Raw genomic sequence first — 20,930 nt, forward strand, 5'->3', positions numbered from 1 at the left:
CGAAAAATTTTAAACCTTAATATAGAACAGAAAGGAAGAATAGAATGAAAAAAATTATAATATTATTTTTAACTGTAATGTCATTACAGATTTTTGGAGCAAATTATAGAGTTACAGGAAATAAGTTAACTCAGAAGGAATTGATGACAAATAATTCAGAAATTGAAAAAGAAATAAAAAGATTTTTTACTGAAGATTATATTGAAGTTTTCAAGGATGAGCTTGCAAAAAGGACAGGAGGGTATGAGGAACTGGAAAAAGCATATTCCAGTTTAGGAGATAAATATATATCTGAAATGGAATATAAAATAAATGAAATAAATTATCTTTCAGATAAAAAAGCAAATGTTATTACAGAGTTAAAAGGTATAGATTTTGAAAGACTGGATGTTGAAAAGATATTAGATGAAAAAAATGTAGATAATAAACTTATAAAAGAACTTTTTTCAAATCTGAGTAAAGAGGAAATGGTGGAAATATTTCAGATGGATGAAACAGAAGCAGAAGAAATAGTTATAAAAAAATTTTTGCCACACTTGATAGAAGTTATTTTAGAAGAAATAGATAGAGTAAAAACATATAGAGTAGACAAAATAGAGCTTGAACTGGATAAAATAAACGGGAAATGGGAAATAACAGCAGAAAATTAATTTGTCCAGTTGGAATATAGATACATAATATATACCAGAATAAATGAAAATAAAAAAAGAGATGTTTAAGAAAATTAAGTATTGCCATAAAAAGACTGTTTTTCAGTTTTTAAGGCGTTTTATTTAAATAAACATCTCTTTATATTTAAATATTTAATTTTTCAAATAATCTGCTATTTCATTTAAAGTTCTTTTATCCTCTAAAATACTTGTATGTGTGGCATTTTCAATAACCTTATAATTACAATTATTAAGCCTTGAAGTTTTAAAGGGAACCATTCCATCATCGATTCCAGGAATCAGAATGGAGTATAAAAAATTACCGGATTTATTTCCTATCATTACATAACACTGGTAGTCAGGTTCACCAAGTGAATTTATAAAACTGTCACTGGAAGTTTTAAACTGTTTGACAGCGTCACCCAGAGTGTCTTTAATAATATCAGATATTGGATTGTCTGACAGCTGGCTTCCATGCGACGGTGGTGAAATAAATACAACTTTTCCAAGATTATTCAGTTTATGAGTTTTCAGATAGTATCTTAAAACTCCTGTTCCCATCGAATGTACAATGAAGTTTATTTTTATTTCAGGAAGTCTCTGTTTTCTTCTTATGACATTTTCTTCTTCTACAGTTTTTATCACAGATTCAACATTTGGAGCAATGTATTTTTCAGTAATTTTTTCAACAGTATCTTCGGTTGTGGGATATTGTATATTAATTCCGGAATATCCTTCCTTTTCAAGCGTGTCTGTAATAGCATTTAAAGTTTTTGCTTTTCCGTATATTCCATGAAAAACAATAACGACATCCTTATTTTTATCAAAAGTTCCAAATTTTGTAACATTATACGGATGATAAAGAAGTCTTTTTGTTATTTTTAATCCGGTAAAAGTTATTATTGCGAGAATAATAACAGCAATAGTCAGTTTTTTAAAATTAAATTTCATATTAAATCCTTTATTTGTTTTTTTGAAGTTTATAAAATTCAAATATTCCCTTCTCACCAAGATTTGGAATATATTCATCTACAGAAGGGATGAAATCTGATATTTCCTTTCCCTGTCCTCCAGTAGATATAACATATGATTCGGGTATTTCCTCTTTGTATTTAGCAATAAGTTCCTTTACTGCTCCAACATTACTGTAAAAAATTCCTGAATTTATCTGAGTGACAGTATTTATTCCCAGAACTGTGGAAGGCTTTTCAAATTTAATTTTAGGCAGTTTTGCAGTATTGTTGAAAAGTGCATTTATCGATAAATTTACACCTGGAATAATACACCCTCCCATGTAGGTAGATTCTTTAATCATATCAAAGGTAGTTGCAGTTCCAAAATCAATAATTAAAAGGCTTTTATCAGGATATAACCTTTTTGCCGCCAGAATATCTGCAATCCTGTCAGCTCCCAGTCCTCTTTCCATTCCTTCCAGAATTTTTATCTCGTCATTAATATTATCCAGAGAAATAAAAGCAGGTTCAGTGGAGAAAAATTTCCTTCCAAAATATTCGAATACCTCATTAATATGTGGAACAACTGATGAAACGACAATGTCTGTAACATCAGAAATATTAATTTTTTTAGTTTCAGCAAGATTTTTTAACATAATAAACAAGGTATCTTCAGTAAATTTCAAATCAGTTGGTATACGGAAAGAAGCCATGATTTCTCCACTGTTATTATAGAAAATAGGAACAATGTGAGTGTTTCCTATATCAAATCCTAAAAGCATAAATACCTCCTATAAAATTTTATTATTAAATTTATTCATCATAATGAAATCCAGTGTAAACAGTTCAGTTTAAATAAACAGCTTTACATAAGCAATTATGGATAAAATGACTCCTGTAATTGCTTCTCCCGACATAAGTCCATTTGCAAACAGAAGGGCATCTGAAGAAAACTTTTCTGAAATTTTTTTGGAAACAGAATTAAGAAGTCCTCCAATGAAAACAGGCAATGTAAGGTAAAATGGAAGATAAATCCCTATTCCAAAAGTAAGTACAGGAATATTGAGCATATTAAGTATAAGTCCCGCCAGAAGTCCCGTCCAGAATAAATGTATAAATGGAATTCCTTTTATTACAGAAGCTACTATTGAAGCCTGAAGAACAACTAAATCACTATTTTCTTTAGGTCCAATATTTTTATAGATATTAAAGAATATAAAAAACAGGAATGTTATAACAGCTGAACTTACAGCTGCACCAATTACTTCTCCAATAAACTGGTCAAATGGACGTACCTTCATGTTAAATCCTGACTTAAAGTCATTAAGTATATCTCCTGCAAGTCCGCATGCCACTGCAACAATGCAGGCAATAAAGAATAACGAAAGAAGCGTTATGTTTGTTGAAAAAGTTGAGTTTCCTATTTTCAGGCCGTTAAGAAGTCTGTTTAAAAAAGCAATTGCAAGTATTGAAATTACTGCATAAATTTCCATTGGATTTATACCTGTTTTTCCTGTGGAATATCCAGCAATTGCCGCACATAGAATACATATTATAATTACAACAAGTGACAGGAATATAGAAATTTTATAAATCATTGAAATTATAATAAATGCAAAAATCATAAGAATTCCCAAAACAGGAGCAGAGTTTATGGAAGATATTTTTGATGATTTAGTATTCTTCCCTTTTTTTATTTCCTGCTTTTTAGGTAACAAAATCTTTATTATTATTGAAATTCCTATACCTATCATAAATCCCATTCCAAAACTGTTTTTCATGACATCAAAGTCAGCTATATTTTTAAACTTTGCAATTGGGGATGCTATAAAATGAATAAAAGCTCCTCCAAGAAACCATATAAACGTATTTGTAAATCCAAGAATGTATCCAATCCCAAGTAAAAGTGGCGAAACATAGAAACTTAATAATCCATTTTTTAATGTATAGACAGTGGGAATAAAAGGTGCTTTTCCTTTAAAAAAACTGAAATCCCTGAAAATAGACACGACAGAACTTAGAAGAGTTCCCAATCCCACGATTTTCATGCTGTTCTTATTTTTCCCTGAAGTTACGAGAGTATAGGCGGCTTCCCCAATTGGAAATTCAAGTCCTTCCTCCTCAATAAGTTTTTTTCTGAAAATATACGAGAGGAAGGCTCCCAGAACGCTTCCAGTTAATATTGTAAAGAAAAGAAGCATTTTATCAATATCCTTTAAATTTCCTCCTGAAAGCAGATATCCAGGCAGAGTAAATGCAACCCCTCCTGCAACCATTGAACCTGCACTCATGATTGTATGTGTAACGGTAATTTCCTTCATATTATTTCTCTTGAAAATCTTAAGCAGTGATATTGAAATTAATGTTACCATTATTGTAGGCCAGGGTAATGCACCAAATTTCAGAACTATGTAAAATGAACTTGCCGCAACTGGAATAGCACCGGCAATACCAATTAAAACCGACAGGAGAGTTAAACTTTTCTCCTTATTTTTTTGCATAAAATTATTTCTCCTTTCAAAGTAATTTTGAATTTTTTTTTCAAAATTTAATATAACAGATATAAAAATTATATATGGAATTTTACCTTTTTTTTTTATCTTTGTCAATTTGCATATACAATAAAATTAACGGTTTTTCAAGTGGAAAAACAAAATCAAATATATGAAAATAAAAAAAATTTATAAAAGTAAACGCTGAAAAAATCAATAAAAAAACAGAAAACTCATATGTGTATAAAAAAATTTAAAAAAAAGCTTTGAATTTCAAATTAAAATAAGTTATAATAGTTACAGAAATGAAAATACTTAATATAGAAAGGATGTGTTACATAATAATGGACGCATGGAGAGGTTTTAAAGAAGGTAATTGGAGTAAAGAAGTTGACGTAACAGATTTTATCAGAAGAAACTACACAGAATATCAAGGGGATGAAAGTTTCTTGGAAGGGCCTACAGAAGCTACAACTGCTATGTGGAAATCCCTTATGGAAAAATTTAAGGTAGAAAGAGAAAAAGGTATTTATGATGCTGAAACTAAAATACCATCTCAAATAGATGCATATGGTCCTGGTTATATTAATAAGGATTTGGAAAAAATCGTAGGACTTCAGACTGATGCACCATTAAAAAGGGCAATTTTCCCTAATGGTGGATTAAGAATGGTTAAAAATAGTCTGGAAGCTTTTGGATATAAATTAGATCCGCAAACTGAGGAAATATTCAGTAAATATAGAAAAACACATAATGACGGAGTATTCTCAGCTTATACTGACAGTATAAAAAAAGCAAGACATACAGGAATTATTACAGGATTACCTGATGCTTATGGAAGAGGAAGAATAATAGGGGATTACAGAAGGGTTGCACTTTACGGAGTTGACAGACTTATAGAGGAACGTGAAACTAGATTTAAGGAATGCGATCCGGCTGAAATGACTGAAGATAAAATAAGATTAAGAGAAGAGCTTTTTGAACAGATTAAAGCGTTAAAAGCTTTAAAGAGAATGGCAGAAGCTTATGGATATGATATTTCACAACCTGCTTCAACAGCACAGGAAGCTATTCAGTGGACTTATTTCGCATACCTTGCGGCAACTAAAGATCAGAATGGTGCGGCAATGAGTATAGGAAGAACTTCTACATTCCTTGATATTTATATAGAAAGAGATTTACAGGAAGGAAGAATTACTGAAAAAGAAGCACAGGAACTTATGGATCACTTTGTAATGAAACTGAGACTTATCAGATTCTTAAGAACTCCTGAATATGATGCATTATTCTCAGGAGATCCGGTATGGGTTACTGAATCAATTGGTGGAATAGGACTTGACGGAAGATCTCTTGTAACTAAGAACAGTTTCAGAATTCTGCACACACTTTATAACATGGGAACATCACCTGAACCTAACTTGACAGTATTATGGAGTGAAAAATTACCTGAAAACTGGAAAAAATACTGTGCAAAAGTGTCTATAGATACTTCATCGGTTCAGTATGAAAATGATGATATTATGAGACCTCAGTTTGGAGATAACTATGGAATAGCCTGCTGCGTTTCACCTATGGCAATAGGACAGCAGATGCAGTTCTTTGGAGCAAGGGTAAACTTGCCTAAGGCATTACTTTATGCTATAAATGGAGGAAAAGATGAAAAATCTAAATTACAGGTTACTCCTGAAGGACAGTTCCAGAAAGTTGAAGGAGAATATCTTGAATTTGATGAAGTATGGGAAAAATTTGATAAATTATTAGACTGGCTTGCTGAAACTTATGTAAAAGCATTGAACATTATCCACTACATGCATGATAAATATTCTTATGAAGCTCTTGAAATGGCATTACATGATGTTGACATTAAGAGAACTGAAGCATTTGGAATCGCAGGAATTTCAATAATTGCAGATTCACTTGCTGCTATTAAGTATGGAAAAGTAAGAGTTGTAAGAGACGAAGAAGGAGATGCAGTTGACTACGTTGTTGAAAAGGAATATGTTCCATTTGGTAACAATGATGATGCAACAGACCAGTTTGCAGTAGATGTAGTTAAAATCTTCATGAACAAAATAAGAAGTCATAAAATGTACAGAGATGCAATACCTACTCAATCAGTATTGACAATAACTTCAAACGTTGTATATGGTAAAAAGACAGGAAACACTCCTGATGGAAGAAGAGCAGGGGAGCCTTTCGGACCTGGAGCAAACCCTATGCATGGAAGAGATACAAGAGGGGCAGTAGCATCACTTGCATCAGTGGCAAAATTACCATTTGAAGATGCTAATGACGGAATTTCATATACATTTGCAATAACACCTGAAACATTAGGTAAAAATGAAAATGAGAAAAAAGGAAACTTGGTAGGACTGTTAGACGGATATTTCAATCAGACAGGACACCACTTAAATGTAAACGTATTTGGAAGAGAGCTTCTTGAAGATGCTATGGAAAGACCTGAAAATTATCCACAGCTTACAATAAGAGTTTCCGGATATGCAGTAAACTTTGTAAAACTTACTAAGGAACAGCAGCTGGATGTAATTAACAGAACTATATCAAGCAAATTCTAATTGAAAAGAATTACAGAATATTATATAATAATGTCGCATGGCTATCTTAAATGATAGTTGGCGGCATTATTTACTATGAGATAAAAATTAACAAATAAATCAGAAGAAAATGAGGAAGAATGAATTATGGAGGGATATATACACTCTTTTGAATCTTTCGGAACAAAAGACGGGCCTGGAATAAGATTTGTCCTATTCCTGCAGGGGTGCCCTCTGAGATGTCTTTACTGTCATAATGTCGATACGTGGAATATGAAGGACAGGAAATACATGATGACACCGGAAGAAGTTATGAAGGAAATTCTCAAAGTTAAAGGATTTATAAGAAGTGGGGGAGTTACTGTTTCAGGAGGGGAACCTCTGCTGCAACCTGAGTTTCTGATAGAGCTGTTTAAACTGTGTAAGGAAAGTGGAATTCACACAGCACTGGATACTTCAGGATACATTTTTGATGAAAAAGCTAAAGAAGTACTGGAATATGTTGATATGGTACTTCTTGATATAAAGCATATTAATCCTATGAAATACAAGATACTGACTTCTGTGAGTCTGGAGCACACATTAAAATTTGCAGAATACCTTTCAAGCATAAATAAGCCTGTATGGGTGAGATATGTACTTGTTCCAGGATATTCAGACGATGAAGAAGATCTGCATGAATGGGCTAAGTTTGTGTCACAATTCAAAAATATAGAAAGAGTGGATATTCTGCCATTTCATCAGATGGGTACCTACAAGTGGGAAAATCTTGGAAAAGACTATAAACTTAAAGATGTAAAAACTCCTACAAGGGAAGAAGTGGAAAAGGCTGAAGGGATTTTTAAGTCATACGGATTAAAATTACTGGAAAAATAAAGAGCTGTCTCAAAAAATAAATATTATATATAAAGAGAGTGTTTCAAAGTAGTAAAAATATAAACGTAGTATAAAAAAACTACATTTTTTCATTTGCTAAAATTTTACTCATATAAAACAGTTATTCATTAAGGAAAAGTCAAAAACTTGCCTAAAGGCTCAGACAGATGACTTTTCCTAAATTCATTTCCTGTTTTACATTGTAAAATTCTAGATAATCCAAAAATATAGTTTTTCACATTAATTTTTAATTTTTTTTTGAGATATCCTCTTTTGCATCAATTTTTATATTTTTTAAGCCAGCTCTTTTTTTGTTTTGTTTCTATTCTTCGTCTTCATCTTCATCTTCATCTTCAGTTTCTGAATAGGCCAGTTCAATATCAATAAATTCAATGATAAGCTGACATACGTTGTTATCTTTGTCATAAGCCAAATACACAGGATAAATTCCGTCTCCAATTCCTGTCTGGAAAATAGGCAGGTGATAATCTGTTCCAGGTATTGTCCAGTTTATCCAATCTCCACCATCTCTCTGATATTTAGGATTATCTTCATAACTTTTTTGAAATAAATCTGCAAAATAGTTATCATAAAGATTTCCATCAGGATTTTCTTTTAACCATTTTTCATTAAAATCACAATATAAATCATGTAATTTTTTATCACAGATACATCCAAGTCCTGCATCAACATAAAATCCAAAAAAGTCTCCTTCTTCTACATTTTCTAAATTTTCGTATCCTGCCAGAGCTTCTTCAAAGTAACTGATTTCATTGTCATTAAATTTTAATCTGACAGCTGCATATCTGTCACAATCGCTGTCATCAGCTTTCATAACACAGACTTCTGTTCTGAATTCACCAGTAGGAATCCTTTTGAAATATGTTTTTTCATCCCTGTCAACTAAATAAACAAGAGGATCCGCAACTAGAAATTCTCCAGTAGGAATAGAGCATGGTCCAATATCCATAACATCTAATTCTTTTCCGGCAATTTCCTTTGAGTTGAAGTATTCTTCAAGATTACTGTTAGGCTGTAACTTATCTTTAACCTTTTTCCAGTTTTCTAACCATTCTTTTGTAGGCTGCATTATAAAACCTCCTTATTTTCTCTGAAATTTGATTTTCAATTTATGTTATTTTAAAAATATTATACCACTTATATTTAGAAAATTACACACAAAAAATAGAAATATTTGAAATGTTATACTAAATATAGTAGAATGTAAAAAAGAAATAAAATTTAGGAGAATAAAATTGCTAAAAATAGGCATAGTTGCAGAGTATAATCCTTTTCATAACGGTCATCTGTATCAGATAGAAGAAATAAAGAGGAGAATAGAAAAAGATACGCTGATAGTGGCAGTTGTAAGTGGAGATTTTGTTCAGAGGGGAGATTTCTCGTATTTTAATAAGTGGCATAAGACAGAGGCGGCATTAAATCATGGAGTGGATATGGTAGTGGAATTGCCGTTATATTATTCTGTCCAGAATGCTGAAATTTTTTCTAAAATGTCTACAAAAATACTGGATTATCTTGAAATGGACTTTCAGGTTTTCGGGGCTGAAGAAAAGGACATTGAAGTGCTGGACAGGATAATTGAACTACAGGAAAGGGAGGACTATAAAAAGAACCTTATGGAGCTCATGAAGAAAGGGAACAGTTACAGTACTTCGCAAAAACTGGCATTGTCAGAATATGGTTATGGTGATGCTGTAAAATCAAACAACATACTTGCCCTTGAGTATATGAGGACAATGAAGAAGGAAAATCTTGGAATAAAGCCTTACATTATACAGAGGGAAATTTCAGATTATAATGAACAGGAAATAGAAAAAGCCAGAAAAAGCATTGCAAGTGCAACATTTATAAGGAAAATACTGGTAGAAAATGATGCAAATCCTGAAAATGTAAGGGATTTCATTCCTGAGAAAACATATGAAATTTTGAAAAAGTACTATGTCTCAGAAAACAAGGGAAATGAAGGGCTTAAATGGAAAAACTTGAAGGAAGGTATGTTTAAATTTTTAAAATATAAATTGTTAATGGAAACAAAGAAAGAAATAATAAAAATATATGATATGAACGACGAAATATATGCTAGAATATACAGAGGCGTTAGTAAATCGAATACATATGAAGTTTTTCTGAAGGAAGTAAAATCAAGAAATTTTTCAATAAAAAGAATAGAAAGAATAGTACTGAATATTCTGCTTAATATAACAAAAGAAGCAGTTGATTTTGAACTGGACTATATAAGGGTTCTGGGATTTAATCAGAGAGGACAGGAATATCTCAGACAGCTTAAGAAAAAAAAGAAGGTTTACAATGAAAAGTCAGATGTGTCAGAAGAAACAGAAAAGTATGAAAAGAAAAATAATGATGAAAAAATCTTTGTAAACTGGAAAAATATTGAAAAAAATGTACATTCAGAAAAAGTTAAAATAGAAAAAAATGGGTTTCTGCTAAAGGAACTGTTTTTAAATGAAAAGGAAAAACTGAACCCTCTAATTATAAATCAGAGAAAGTTTAAATAGGAGGAGTAATAATGGGAGTATTAATTACGATAAATGTACTGTTTATGATATTTTTCTTTGTACTGGCGTATATGTCAATAAGATATTTTATAAATCAGATTGAAAAATATCCAAGAATAACTTTGGAAGAAGTTTACAACAGTAAGAAACTTCGGATGAAATATAACATAGAGGATAAAGTAAATCCAATGGATTATGGTTATAACTACAAGGAAATACCTTATAAATCAGGAAAAATACAGCTTCATGGGTGGCTGTTGGAAAATAAGGATGCAGAAAAGACTATGATAATTTCTCATGGAAGAGGAGTTAACAGGCTTGCCGCATTGCAATATCTGCAAATATTCAAAGATACTTCTCTTGACAAGGAATACAGTTTCTTTATTCCGGACTTGAGAAATTCCGGGAAATCAGACATTTCAAGAACTAAAATGGGATACTGTTTTGGCCAGGATATTTACAATACAATGCTTATGCTGAATGAAAAATTTGGAAAAAATAATTTTGTTCTTTATGGATTTTCACAAGGTGGAATGGGGTCTGCAATTGCAGCAAAGATATTCAACAACGGACTTAGAAAAAAAGGTATAAAAGTGGACAAGATGATACTTGACAGTTCCATTTCAAATATAAGAAAAAAAGTAAAGGAAGATGCTAAAAAAAGAAGAGTTCCAAAGTTTATTGTAAGTGTTGTTGTCAGAGTGTTTAACTTCAGGGTTGGAAATAAACTGGATAAACTAAGACTTTCATATCTGCTGAGAAGAATACCTACCCTAATAATACAGACTAAAAGTGACAAGGCTACAACCTACGGTATGCTTATGGAAGAATATAACGAAATAGCTCAGAATAAGAATGTTCAGCTGAAGGTTTTTGAAAGAGGTTCACATACAAGAATATATGCAGAACAGGATTATAAAGAAGAATATACTGAAGCAGTTGCAAATTTCCTTAAAGATAAAGTGGTAAACAGTGCTCAGGAAGAGACTGATAAGAAAACTGGGCAGGAAGCAGAAACTGTAAAAGTGGAAGCGGATGAAAATGCAAATGATAAAGGTTCAGAATACTATGAAAAATTTTCTGACTTTGATTTTGATGATAATGAATAAAATAAAAAAGCAGATTAAAGAGAAAAAGTGTTTGAAATAAATACTTTGGAAAATGGAGAAAAATATGTCTAAAATGACAAAAAGTAAATATATTATTTATGGTCTTGGGGTTTCATATTTTATGATAGACCAGATTTATAACCAGTGGCTTTCGTATTATTATTTGCCACCTGAAACAGAAAAGAATCTTGTTCCGTTACTGAAACCTCAGTATCTTGTCCTGGCATTTATTTTTGCCAGAATTATTGATGCAGTATCAGATCCTGTTGTGGGATATTTATCTGACAATTCAAAGTCACGTTTTGGTAAAAGGTCAATATTCATGTTAATAGGAGGATTGCCGCTTGGACTTCTTACAATCATGTATTTTTATCCTGTAAAGAGTTCACAAATGGCAACGCTGATTTATCTGTCAATTGTTGGAGGACTTTATTTTACGGCATACACCCTTGTTGCCGCACCGTATAATGCCTTAATTCCTGATTTGGCTACCAATAAGGAAGAAAGGTTGAACCTGTCTACAATGCAGTCAACCTTCAGGCTGATATTTACCGGAGTGGCGATGGTTCTTCCGGGAATTCTTATATCAAAATTTGGTATGGTAAACGGAGTCATGAATACAGAAGTTGGAATACGTAAAACAGTTATTCTGATTACGATACTGTCAGTACTTGGAATTTATGCATGTGTTTTCTTCTTGAAGGAGAAACAGCTGACACAGAACCGTCCTAAAAGCGAATCACTTGGATTTATGAAATCTGTTTCGCATTTGAAAGATAAGGAAATTATACTGTATTTTTTAGGATATTTCTTTTTCTTCTGTGGATTTAATATACTTCGTGGAGATTTGACATATTATCTGAGTGCGGTAATGCAGAAGGACATAAAATTCCTTACAGTAATATCGGTTATACTGTTTGGAATGGCAGGACTGTTTTTCCCGATTACAAATAAATTTGGGAAAAAATATTCGTACAAAAAGGTACTGATAGCAGATATGCTGCTTTTAATAGTCGGAACTTTTGGACTGTTATTTATAAATAAAAATACTTCAATCTTTGCCTACGTATTTTTCATAATCTGTGGAACAGGATTGAGCGGAGCCGCATTTATTTTCCCTCAGGCTATGTTAAGTGAAATTTCTGCAAAGCTGTCAGAAACTAAAAAAGTGAGTCTGGAAGGGTTCATGTTTGGAATACAGGGAATGTTCCTTAAACTTGCATTTCTGGTACAGCAGGTTGTACAGTCGACTTTACTTGTTGTGGGAAATAATAATACCGAAGGCGTAAAAGGTGCGACGGAATTTGGAGTTAAAGTGACGCTTGTTGTGGCACTGATATTATTCGCAGCATCACTGTTCTTCTATAACCTGAAAAAGGAAGACTAGAGTGAATGTATAAGGTTTTGATATATTGATATTCAATAATTGAAGCTGTTCCGGATAAAATAGCCTGTACTTTAAGAAATAAGAATTGCAGGGACTGTAATTATGGAAATTACATATATTGTGATTATATAAACTAGAAAAAAATAATAATAATGGAGGTTTTTATGGAAATTAAAGAGTTGCAGAAAATTGCAAAAGACTTAAGAAGAGACATCATTGAAATGATTTACAGAGCTAAATCAGGACACCCTGGAGGATCATTATCAATAGCTGATATTATGGCTGTACTATACTGGAATGAAATGAATATTGATCCTGCAAATCCAAAAATGGAAAACAGGGACAGATTTGTATTAAGTAAAGGGCATGCCGCACCAGCACTTTATGCATCATTGATAGAAAAAGGATATGCAAGCAAGAATCTGATACCTACTTTAAGAAGATGGCATTCACCATTGCAAGGACACCCTGATATGAAAAAACTTCCAGGAGTTGAAATGTCAACAGGATCTCTGGGACAAGGACTCTCAGCAGCAAACGGAATGGCTATAAGTGCAAAAATTTACGGAAATGACTACAGAGTGTATGCAATATTAGGAGACGGAGAATTACAGGAAGGTCAAATATGGGAAGCGGCAATGACAGCGGCTCACTACAAACTTGATAACGTAGTTGCAATCGTAGATTACAACAATCTTCAAATTGACGGAAAAGTATCTGATGTAATGGATGTTTCTCCAGTTGCAGACAAATTTAAAGCGTTTAACTGGCACGTAATAGAAATAGACGGGCATAATTATGATGAAATAATAAAAGCTTTTGCTGAAGCCAGAACTGTAAAGGGGAAACCAACAGTAATAGTTGCTAATACTGTAAAAGGTAAGGGAGTTTCTTTCATGGAAAATAATGCAGGATTCCACGGAGCTGCTCCGAATGATGAAGAGTATAAAAAAGCTATGGAAGAATTACAATAGGAGGTATGGATAATGGAAAAGAAATCAACTAGACAGGCATATGGAGAAGCATTAGCTAAATTAGGAAGAGAAAATAAAGATGTAGTAGTATTGGAAGCAGATTTATCAAAATCAACAATGACAGTATTTTTCAAAAAAGAATTCCCTGAAAGACATATAAACGTAGGTATAGCAGAAGCTGATATGATAGGAACTGCAGCTGGAATAGCATCAACAGGAAAAATTCCTTTTGCATCAACATTTGCACATTTTGCTGCAGGAAGAGCATTTGACCAGATAAGAAACAGTGTTGCTTATCCTAAATTAAATGTTAAAATATGTCCTACTCACGCAGGAGTTTCATTAGGAGAAGATGGAGGATCACACCAGTCGGTAGAAGATATAGCTTTAATGAGATCATTACCTGGAATGGTTGTATTATCTCCTGCTGATGCTGTTGAGACTGAAAAAATGATTTTTGCAGTTGCAGAATATGAAGGGCCTGTTTATGTAAGATTGGGAAGATTGAACATTCCTGTATTATTTGATGAAAACTATAAGTTTGAAATAGGAAAAGCTCATACTCTTACTGAAGGAAATGACGTTGCCATAATCGCTACAGGACTTATGGTTTACGAAGCGTCAGAAGCAGCTAAATTACTTGAAAAAGAAGGAATAAAAGCAAGAGTAATAAATATGTCTACTATAAAACCTCTGGATGAAGAGACAGTATTAAAAGCTGCAAAAGAATGTAAATTTATCGTAACAAGTGAAGAACATTCAGTAGTAGGAGGACTTGGAAGTGCTGTTTCAGAGTACTTGTCAGAAGTACACCCTACAAAAGTTGTAAAGCATGGAATATATGATGTTTTTGGTCAAAGTGCTGATGGAGAAACAATGCTTAACAACTATAACTTAAGAGCAAAGGATATTGCTGAACTTGTTTTGAAGAATAAATAAAGATAATGTAATATAAAAAGAGACTATGTGAAAAACTAGAAATAAATATAATTTTCATATGTTTATGAGTTTTTCTTTGAGGGGGTCTCTTTTTTTTGTTGGAAATGTGAAATAAAAAACATATTAGGTCTAGACTTTTACGAAAAATGTGTTAAACTTAAAGTGAAAACAAATCTTTTTATAAGAAAAAATCTTATAAAAAATAAAAAAGCCTTTAACATAGGCTTTAAAATCTGCACTCGCAGAGTCATAATGACGATTTCAAAAAATTTTTATTTGAACTCGTAATGTAAATTCAGATAGTATTCTGATTTATTAATTTATAACACATAAATTTACGAAAGTCAATAATTTTAGGAGGAAAAAAATGAAAAAATTTGAAGATTACTATTTAGGTTTGGATTTAGGAACAAGTTCTATTGGTTGGGCAGTTACAAATGAAAAATATGATATCTTAAGATTCAATAAAAAATTTATGTGGGGAACACATTTATTTGATATGGGAAATACAGCGTCAGAAAGAAGAATTTTCAGAACATCAAGAAGAAGATTAAAAAGGAAAAAAAATAGAATAGAATTATTACAGACTTTATTTAGTGCAGAAATGTCAAAAAAAGATTTTGGATTTTTTCAGAGATTGAAAGAAAGCCAGTATTTTATTGAGGATAAAACTTTCAAAAATAAAAATACACTTTTTATGGATGAAAATTATACGGATCAAGATTATCACATGGAATATCCTACAATTTATCATTTAAGAAAAGCTTTAATTGATAATGAAGAAAGTGCTTTTGAAATAAGAAAATTATATTTAGCAATATCTCATATATTATCACATAGAGGACATTTTTTATTTGAAGGTGAATTATCAGATAATTTAGATTTCGATGATATTTTTAATGAATTTGTAAAATATTTAAATGAAGAATTGAATATAGATTTCAAAATAAAATCAGATGTTTCATTACAAGCAATAAAAGAAATTTTAACAGATAAAATGTTAAATAGAACAAAAAAGAAAGAAAAATTAAGTGAATTACTGGAAGAAGAAAAAAATAAAATATATCAGGAAATATGGAAATTACTTGTTGGGAATGAAGCAAAAATGTCCACTATTTTTGATGATAAGGAGTATGAAGAGGCAAAAATAGCTTTCTCAAAAGGAAATTATGATGAGAAAGAAGAAGAATATGAAAGTATTTTAGGAGAAAAAATATTATTTGTCCAAAAAGCAAAAGCTATTTATGACTGGATGTTATTACAGAATATTTTAAAAGAAGATAAATATTTATCCTATTCAAAAGTTAAGCTTTACAATGAACATAAGAAGGACTTGAAGATATTAAAGGATGTATTGAAAAATTTAGATAAAAAAATTTATAAGGAAATTTTTTCAGAAAATGGGTTGTATGAGGAATATTTGAGAATAGAAAAAAAGAAAATAGGTAGTAAAGAAGAAAAAACAAAAGATATACTGTATAATAGATTAAAAAAAATATTTGAAAATAGAGATAACATGGCTATAGAAGATATTTTAAATAAAATAGAGCTAGATAGTTTTCTTCCAAAACAAAAAATAAAGGATAACGGAGTAATACCAAGACAAGTACATCAGAAAGAATTAGAGATAATATTAAAAAATGCTGAGAAATATTTTAAATGGCTTATTGAAAAAGATGAAACTGGATTATCAGTATCTGAAAAAATAATGAAAATATTTAAATTTAAGATTCCTTATTATGTTGGACCTTTAAATTCTAAAAGTCCTTTTGCATGGATAGAAAGAAAAGAATATGGGAAAATATTGCCTTGGAATTTTGAAAACATGGTAGATATGTCTAAAACTGCAGAAAAGTTTATAAAAAGAATGACAAATAAGTGCACATATTTGCCTGAAAAAGATGTTATACCTAAAAATTCTCTACTCTATACAAAATATATGGTGTTAAATGAATTGAATAATTTAAAAATAAGAGGAGAGAAAATAAAAGTAGAGTTAAAACAAAAAATATATACAGAATTATTTCAAAAAAATAAAAAAATAGGAATGAAAACTCTGATTGAATTTTTAAAAAGTCAGAATATAGTTGTAACTAAAGTAGAAATAACAGGAATTGACGGAACATTTAATACTTCTTTAGGTTCTTATATAGATATGAAAAAAATATTTGGGGAAGAAAAAATAGTAAAAGATAGTTATAAGAAAATGATAGAAGATATCATTTTATGGATAACATTATATGGTGAAGAAAAAAAATTAATAAAATCAAAAATAGAGGAGAAATATCCAGAAAAAGTTACACCTGAAGAGATGAAATTAATTTTAAAATTAAAGTATAGAGACTGGTCAAGATTGTCTAAAGAATTTTTAACAGAAATTGAAACAATGGATGAAGAAACGGGAGAACTCATAAGTATAATTGAAATGTTATGGAGAAAAAATGAAAATATCATGGAACTGTTGAGTTATAAATATGATTTTTCAAATAGAATAAAAGAATATAATGGAATAAATGAAAAAGAAAAAAATATAACTTATGAAGATTTAGTAAAAGATTTACAAATATCTCCTAGTGTAAAGAAAATGATTTGGAGAGCTTTAGTAATAGTGAAAGAAATAAAAAAAGTAACTAATAAATCTCCTAAAAAAGTATTTATTGAAATGGCGAGAGATACTCAAACTGAGAAAAAAAGAACTGAAAAAAGAAAAGATAAGCTATTAGAATTATATAAAAATATAAAAAATGATGATTCTATTAAAGAATTAGAAAAAAATTTAAAAGATAAGACTAATGATGATTTGAAGTCTAAAAAACTTTATCTATATTATTTACAGCTTGGAAGATGTATGTATAGTGGTGAAGTTATTAGATTAGAAGATTTGATGAATGATAATTTATATGATATCGATCATATATATCCTCAATCTAAAATAAAGGATGATAGCTTTGATAATACAGTTTTAGTAAAAAAACAGATAAATGCAGACAAGACAAATGAATATCCTATAGATAAGAGTATACAAAATAAATGTAAAGCTTTCTGGACTTCTTTAAAAGAAAGAGGACTGATGAGTAATACTAAATACGAAAGATTAACAAGAACAGAAGGATTTTCAGATGATGAATTGGCAGGATTTATAAGTAGACAAATAGTTGAAACTAGACAGGCTACAAAAGTTTTGGCTGACTTATTAAAAGTAATATTTGGAAGTGATACAAGGATAGTTTATGTAAAAGCAGGACTTACATCTGATTTCAGACAAAAGTTTGGTATTTATAAATTTAGGGAATTAAATGATTATCATCATGCTCATGACGGATATTTGAATATAGTAACAGGAAATATATATAATACTCTATTTACTGACAATCCTTATAATTTTATAAAAGATAGAAAAAAAGATAATAGAACATATAATTTGAATAAAGTTTTTGAGAGAGAAAATGATGTATGGAATCCTGATGTAATGCTTTCAAAAATAGAAAGATATATCTATAAAATAAGACCTTTATTTACAAGGGCTTCATATGAGCAAAAAGGAGGATTTAGTGATCAAAATATATCTTCTGAGAAAGATAAATTACGTCCATTGAAGTCATCAGGTGTATTGAGTAATATAAAATACGGTGGCTATGATAAGATAAAAAATAGTTATTTTTTCATAGTTGAATATACAGAAAAAAAGAAAAGAGTAAGAAGTATAGAAACTCTGCCTATTTATATAAAAAAATCTATTTCAACAAAAGAAGATTTAGAAAAATACTGTAAAGAAGAATTGAAGTTACAAGAACCGAAAGTTTTAGTAAGTAAATTAAACTATAAGTCTCTAATTTATAGTAATGGACATGAATATTATATAAATTCTAAAACAGCAGATAGTATAACTATTCAAAATGGAATTCAAATTATTTTAACTAAAGAAAATTATGAAACTTATAGAAAAATATATAAGAATTTAGAATATCTAAAATTAATTTATAAAGATGAAAAAATAAGAGAAGAAAAAATTTTGGAAAAAATTCCAAAAATACTTAAAAATAATAAAAATGATAGAGATTTAAGTGAAGATGAAATATCAGAGAAATTTTGGAAACTGTATAAAGAAATTTTTGAAAAAATAAAAATAGGAATTTTTTCAAAATTTAAAAGTACTTTACCTATTTATATAGAAGATTGTAAGAAATTAAAAGATTTTACAACATTAAATAATTATGCTAAAAGTAGATTTATTCAAGAAATATTAAAATGTTTAAACTCTCAACAAGGTGAATTTGATACGAAATATACACACAATTACAGTAAAAAATATAATACGAAATTAAGTAAATCAAAAATTCTTGAAAATGATTTTTATATTATAAATCAATCACCAACAGGATTATTTGAAAAGAAAGTATTTTTGGATAAATAAGTAAGGGAGTTTTTAAAGTGAGTTGGAGAATAGTGGTCATATCAAGTACATCAAAGCTTGATTTAAAATTAGGATATTTAGTTATTAGAAATGAAAAAACTACAAAAGTTCATTTAGGAGAAATACATACTTTAGTTATTGAGTCAACTGCTGTCTCATTGACAGCAGCTCTGCTCAATGAAATGGTAAAAAGAAAAATTAAAATTATCTTCTGCGATGAAAGAAGAAATCCAAGTTCAGAATTATTACCTTATTATGGCTGTCATGATACAAGTTCTAAAATAAGATCCCAGATAAAATGGAGAAAAGCTTACATGAGGGAGTTATGGCAGGAAATAGTGAAGGAAAAAATAAGAAATCAAAGGGATAATTTAAAAAGATTTAAATGCAAAAACTTTAAGTTATTAGATGAATATATTTCACAAGTGGAAATAAATGATATAAGTAATAGAGAAGGTCATGCTGCAAAAGTATATTTTAATTCTTTGTTTGGAATGGAATTTTCAAGAAGTTTAGATATTTCAATAAATCATGGATTAAATTATGGATATTCTCTAATATTATCGTGTTTTAATAAAGAAATTGTTTCAAATGGATATTTGACTACGTTAGGAATTTTTCATGATAATATTTTTAATCAGTTCAATTTATCCTGTGATTTTATGGAACCTTTCAGACCTTTTGTTGATAGATTAATTTATGAAATGAAGTTAGAAAAATTTGAAAAAGAAGAAAAAATGAAAATATTGGATATTTTAAATAAAGAAGTTATATTAGAAGGTAAACAACAGCATATGACAAATGCAATAAAAATTTTCTGTAAGAGTGTATTTGATTCATTGAATGAAAATGATATATCTTTAATTAGGTTTCCTAAAGATGAGTTATAGATTTATGAGAATAGTTCTTTTTTTTGATTTACCTACTCTTACAGAAAAAAATAGAAAAGAATATACAAGATTTAGAAAATTTTTAATAAAAGCAGGATTTATGATGTTACAGGAATCTGTTTATGTAAAATTAGCCTTAAATGCTACAACAACAAATACATTGATGAATAATTTAGAAAAAAATAAGCCTGCAGATGGTTTAGTTCAAGTGTTGTTAGTAACTGAGAAACAGTATTCTAAAATGTATATGCTGTTAGGTGAAAATAAAAGTGAAGTTTTAAATTCAACTGAAAGATTGGTATTTTTATGAAATTAATACATGAAGATTTAAGTAATGAAATAATTTTTGAAGAAAATAAAGTAAATTTATTAATAGTGGAAAATAAAGAGAAATTTGTTGAATTTATTCAAGAAATTATCAAACAAATAGAGGGAGAATATGGAAAATTTTCTTTATTTGAAGAAAATACTGAATTGAAAATTAACGATAAAATTGATATAATCAAAGATATATTTGATTTGAATTTAAATAATAAAAAAGTATTGAATAAAGTTTATCATGAATTAGAAAAATTATCTGTAGATGCTGAATTTTTATTAGAAACTAAAAATATGGAAAATAGTTTATTGAAATATATCTATTATTTAATAGAAAATTATGACTATCCTTTAGAAATAATAGAAGAAATAGATTTAAAAGAAATTTTTAAGCTGTTCTCTGTAAAGTTATCTCTATGTTTTTCAAATAAAATAGAAGAGATTTTAGAGTATATAGATTTAGTGTCAAAAATTTTTAAAAAAGAAATTTTTATACTAATTAATTTTCATATTTTTTTGGAAAAGAAAGATATTGTAGTATTATATAGAGAATGTTTTTATAAAAAAATAAAATTATTATTTGTAGAAAATCAAAAACCTGATATAATAAATAATGAAGAGAAATTATTTATTATAGATAATGATTTATGTGAGATAAATCTTTCGTAAGTCAAATATTATCTGGATTTCAGCGTTACGTAATGACGAAAATTATTCTCTCTTAAAAATAAATTTGAGGTTTGAGAGTGATGTAAATTCAGATAGTATTCAAACTAATTTTTAAGTCCTTCCTTTTTCTTTTAGGTTTGAGAGTGATGTAAATTCAGATAGTATTC

Annotated in this window: 16 protein-coding genes; 12 read left to right on the forward strand and 4 right to left on the reverse strand. The window is 29.6% G+C overall.

Annotated elements, in window-relative coordinates; translation table 11 throughout:
* Positions 1-44 precede the first annotated feature (44 nt).
* Positions 45-650, forward strand: a complete 606-nt coding sequence (locus HMPREF1984_RS08640; RefSeq protein WP_021767589.1) for a hypothetical protein — start codon at positions 45-47, stop codon at positions 648-650.
* 153 nt (positions 651-803) lie between these two features.
* Here the strand turns inward: HMPREF1984_RS08640 and HMPREF1984_RS08645 are convergent, their stop codons facing one another.
* From HMPREF1984_RS08645 to HMPREF1984_RS08655, 3 genes are all read right to left on the reverse strand, one after another.
* Positions 804-1,601 (reverse strand): lipase, encoded by a 798-nt coding sequence (locus HMPREF1984_RS08645; RefSeq protein ID WP_036100401.1) that lies wholly within the window; start codon positions 1,599-1,601, stop codon positions 804-806.
* A gap of 10 nt (positions 1,602-1,611) precedes the next feature.
* Positions 1,612-2,385, reverse strand: a complete 774-nt coding sequence (locus HMPREF1984_RS08650) for a type III pantothenate kinase (protein WP_021767591.1) — start codon at positions 2,383-2,385, stop codon at positions 1,612-1,614.
* A gap of 69 nt (positions 2,386-2,454) precedes the next feature.
* Complete coding sequence (locus HMPREF1984_RS08655; protein WP_036100392.1) at positions 2,455-4,104, reverse strand: OPT/YSL family transporter; 1,650 nt, start codon at positions 4,102-4,104, stop codon at positions 2,455-2,457.
* Between the two features lie 335 nt (positions 4,105-4,439).
* Here HMPREF1984_RS08655 and pflB point away from each other — a divergent pair, with 335 nt between their 5' ends.
* Together pflB and pflA are read left to right on the forward strand one after the other, a co-directional pair.
* Positions 4,440-6,671, forward strand: a complete 2,232-nt coding sequence (gene pflB / locus HMPREF1984_RS08660; protein WP_021767594.1) for a formate C-acetyltransferase — start codon at positions 4,440-4,442, stop codon at positions 6,669-6,671.
* A 126-nt stretch (positions 6,672-6,797) separates the two neighbouring features.
* Positions 6,798-7,526 (forward strand): pyruvate formate-lyase-activating protein, encoded by a 729-nt coding sequence (gene pflA, locus HMPREF1984_RS08665; RefSeq protein WP_021767595.1) that lies wholly within the window; start codon positions 6,798-6,800, stop codon positions 7,524-7,526.
* A gap of 322 nt (positions 7,527-7,848) precedes the next feature.
* Here the strand turns inward: pflA and HMPREF1984_RS08670 are convergent, their stop codons facing one another.
* Entirely contained in the window at positions 7,849-8,616 is a 768-nt protein-coding gene (locus HMPREF1984_RS08670) for a DUF4241 domain-containing protein (RefSeq protein WP_021767596.1), read from the reverse strand.
* A gap of 166 nt (positions 8,617-8,782) precedes the next feature.
* On the opposite strand from HMPREF1984_RS08670, the gene HMPREF1984_RS08675 reads away from it, so the two are divergent.
* The 9 genes from HMPREF1984_RS08675 to csn2 all read left to right on the forward strand — a co-directional run bounded on the left by HMPREF1984_RS08675 (position 8,783) and on the right by csn2 (position 20,763).
* Positions 8,783-10,063: a nucleotidyltransferase family protein gene (locus HMPREF1984_RS08675; RefSeq protein WP_021767597.1), complete on the forward strand. Its 1,281-nt coding sequence runs from the start codon at positions 8,783-8,785 to the stop codon at positions 10,061-10,063.
* An 11-nt stretch (positions 10,064-10,074) separates the two neighbouring features.
* Positions 10,075-11,172, forward strand: coding sequence for an alpha/beta hydrolase (locus tag HMPREF1984_RS08680; protein ID WP_021767598.1), 1,098 nt, complete (start codon positions 10,075-10,077; stop codon positions 11,170-11,172).
* A 64-nt stretch (positions 11,173-11,236) separates the two neighbouring features.
* Entirely contained in the window at positions 11,237-12,559 is a 1,323-nt protein-coding gene (locus HMPREF1984_RS08685; RefSeq protein WP_036100394.1) for an MFS transporter, read from the forward strand.
* A 164-nt stretch (positions 12,560-12,723) separates the two neighbouring features.
* Positions 12,724-13,533: a transketolase gene (locus HMPREF1984_RS08690; protein ID WP_084408455.1), complete on the forward strand. Its 810-nt coding sequence runs from the start codon at positions 12,724-12,726 to the stop codon at positions 13,531-13,533.
* Between the two features lie 12 nt (positions 13,534-13,545).
* Positions 13,546-14,472: a transketolase family protein gene (locus tag HMPREF1984_RS08695; RefSeq protein ID WP_021767601.1), complete on the forward strand. Its 927-nt coding sequence runs from the start codon at positions 13,546-13,548 to the stop codon at positions 14,470-14,472.
* A gap of 367 nt (positions 14,473-14,839) precedes the next feature.
* Positions 14,840-18,886 carry a type II CRISPR RNA-guided endonuclease Cas9 gene (gene cas9 / locus HMPREF1984_RS08700; RefSeq protein WP_021767602.1) on the forward strand — a complete coding sequence of 1,349 codons (4,047 nt, stop codon included), beginning with the start codon at positions 14,840-14,842 and terminating at the stop codon, positions 18,884-18,886.
* A 17-nt stretch (positions 18,887-18,903) separates the two neighbouring features.
* A complete protein-coding gene (gene cas1 / locus HMPREF1984_RS08705) occupies positions 18,904-19,776 on the forward strand; it encodes a type II CRISPR-associated endonuclease Cas1 (RefSeq protein ID WP_021767603.1) in 873 nt (290 codons plus the stop codon).
* A gap of 4 nt (positions 19,777-19,780) precedes the next feature.
* Positions 19,781-20,086, forward strand: coding sequence for a CRISPR-associated endonuclease Cas2 (cas2, locus tag HMPREF1984_RS08710; protein WP_036100396.1), 306 nt, complete (start codon positions 19,781-19,783; stop codon positions 20,084-20,086).
* Entirely contained in the window at positions 20,083-20,763 is a 681-nt protein-coding gene (gene csn2 / locus HMPREF1984_RS08715) for a type II-A CRISPR-associated protein Csn2 (RefSeq protein ID WP_021767605.1), read from the forward strand. The genes cas2 and csn2 overlap by 4 nt, the downstream gene beginning before the upstream one ends.
* Positions 20,764-20,930 lie beyond the last annotated feature (167 nt).

Origin of the sequence: Leptotrichia sp. oral taxon 215 str. W9775 (assembly GCF_000469505.1) — a bacterium.
In the GTDB taxonomy this organism is placed as follows: Bacteria; Fusobacteriota; Fusobacteriia; order Fusobacteriales; family Leptotrichiaceae; genus Leptotrichia_A.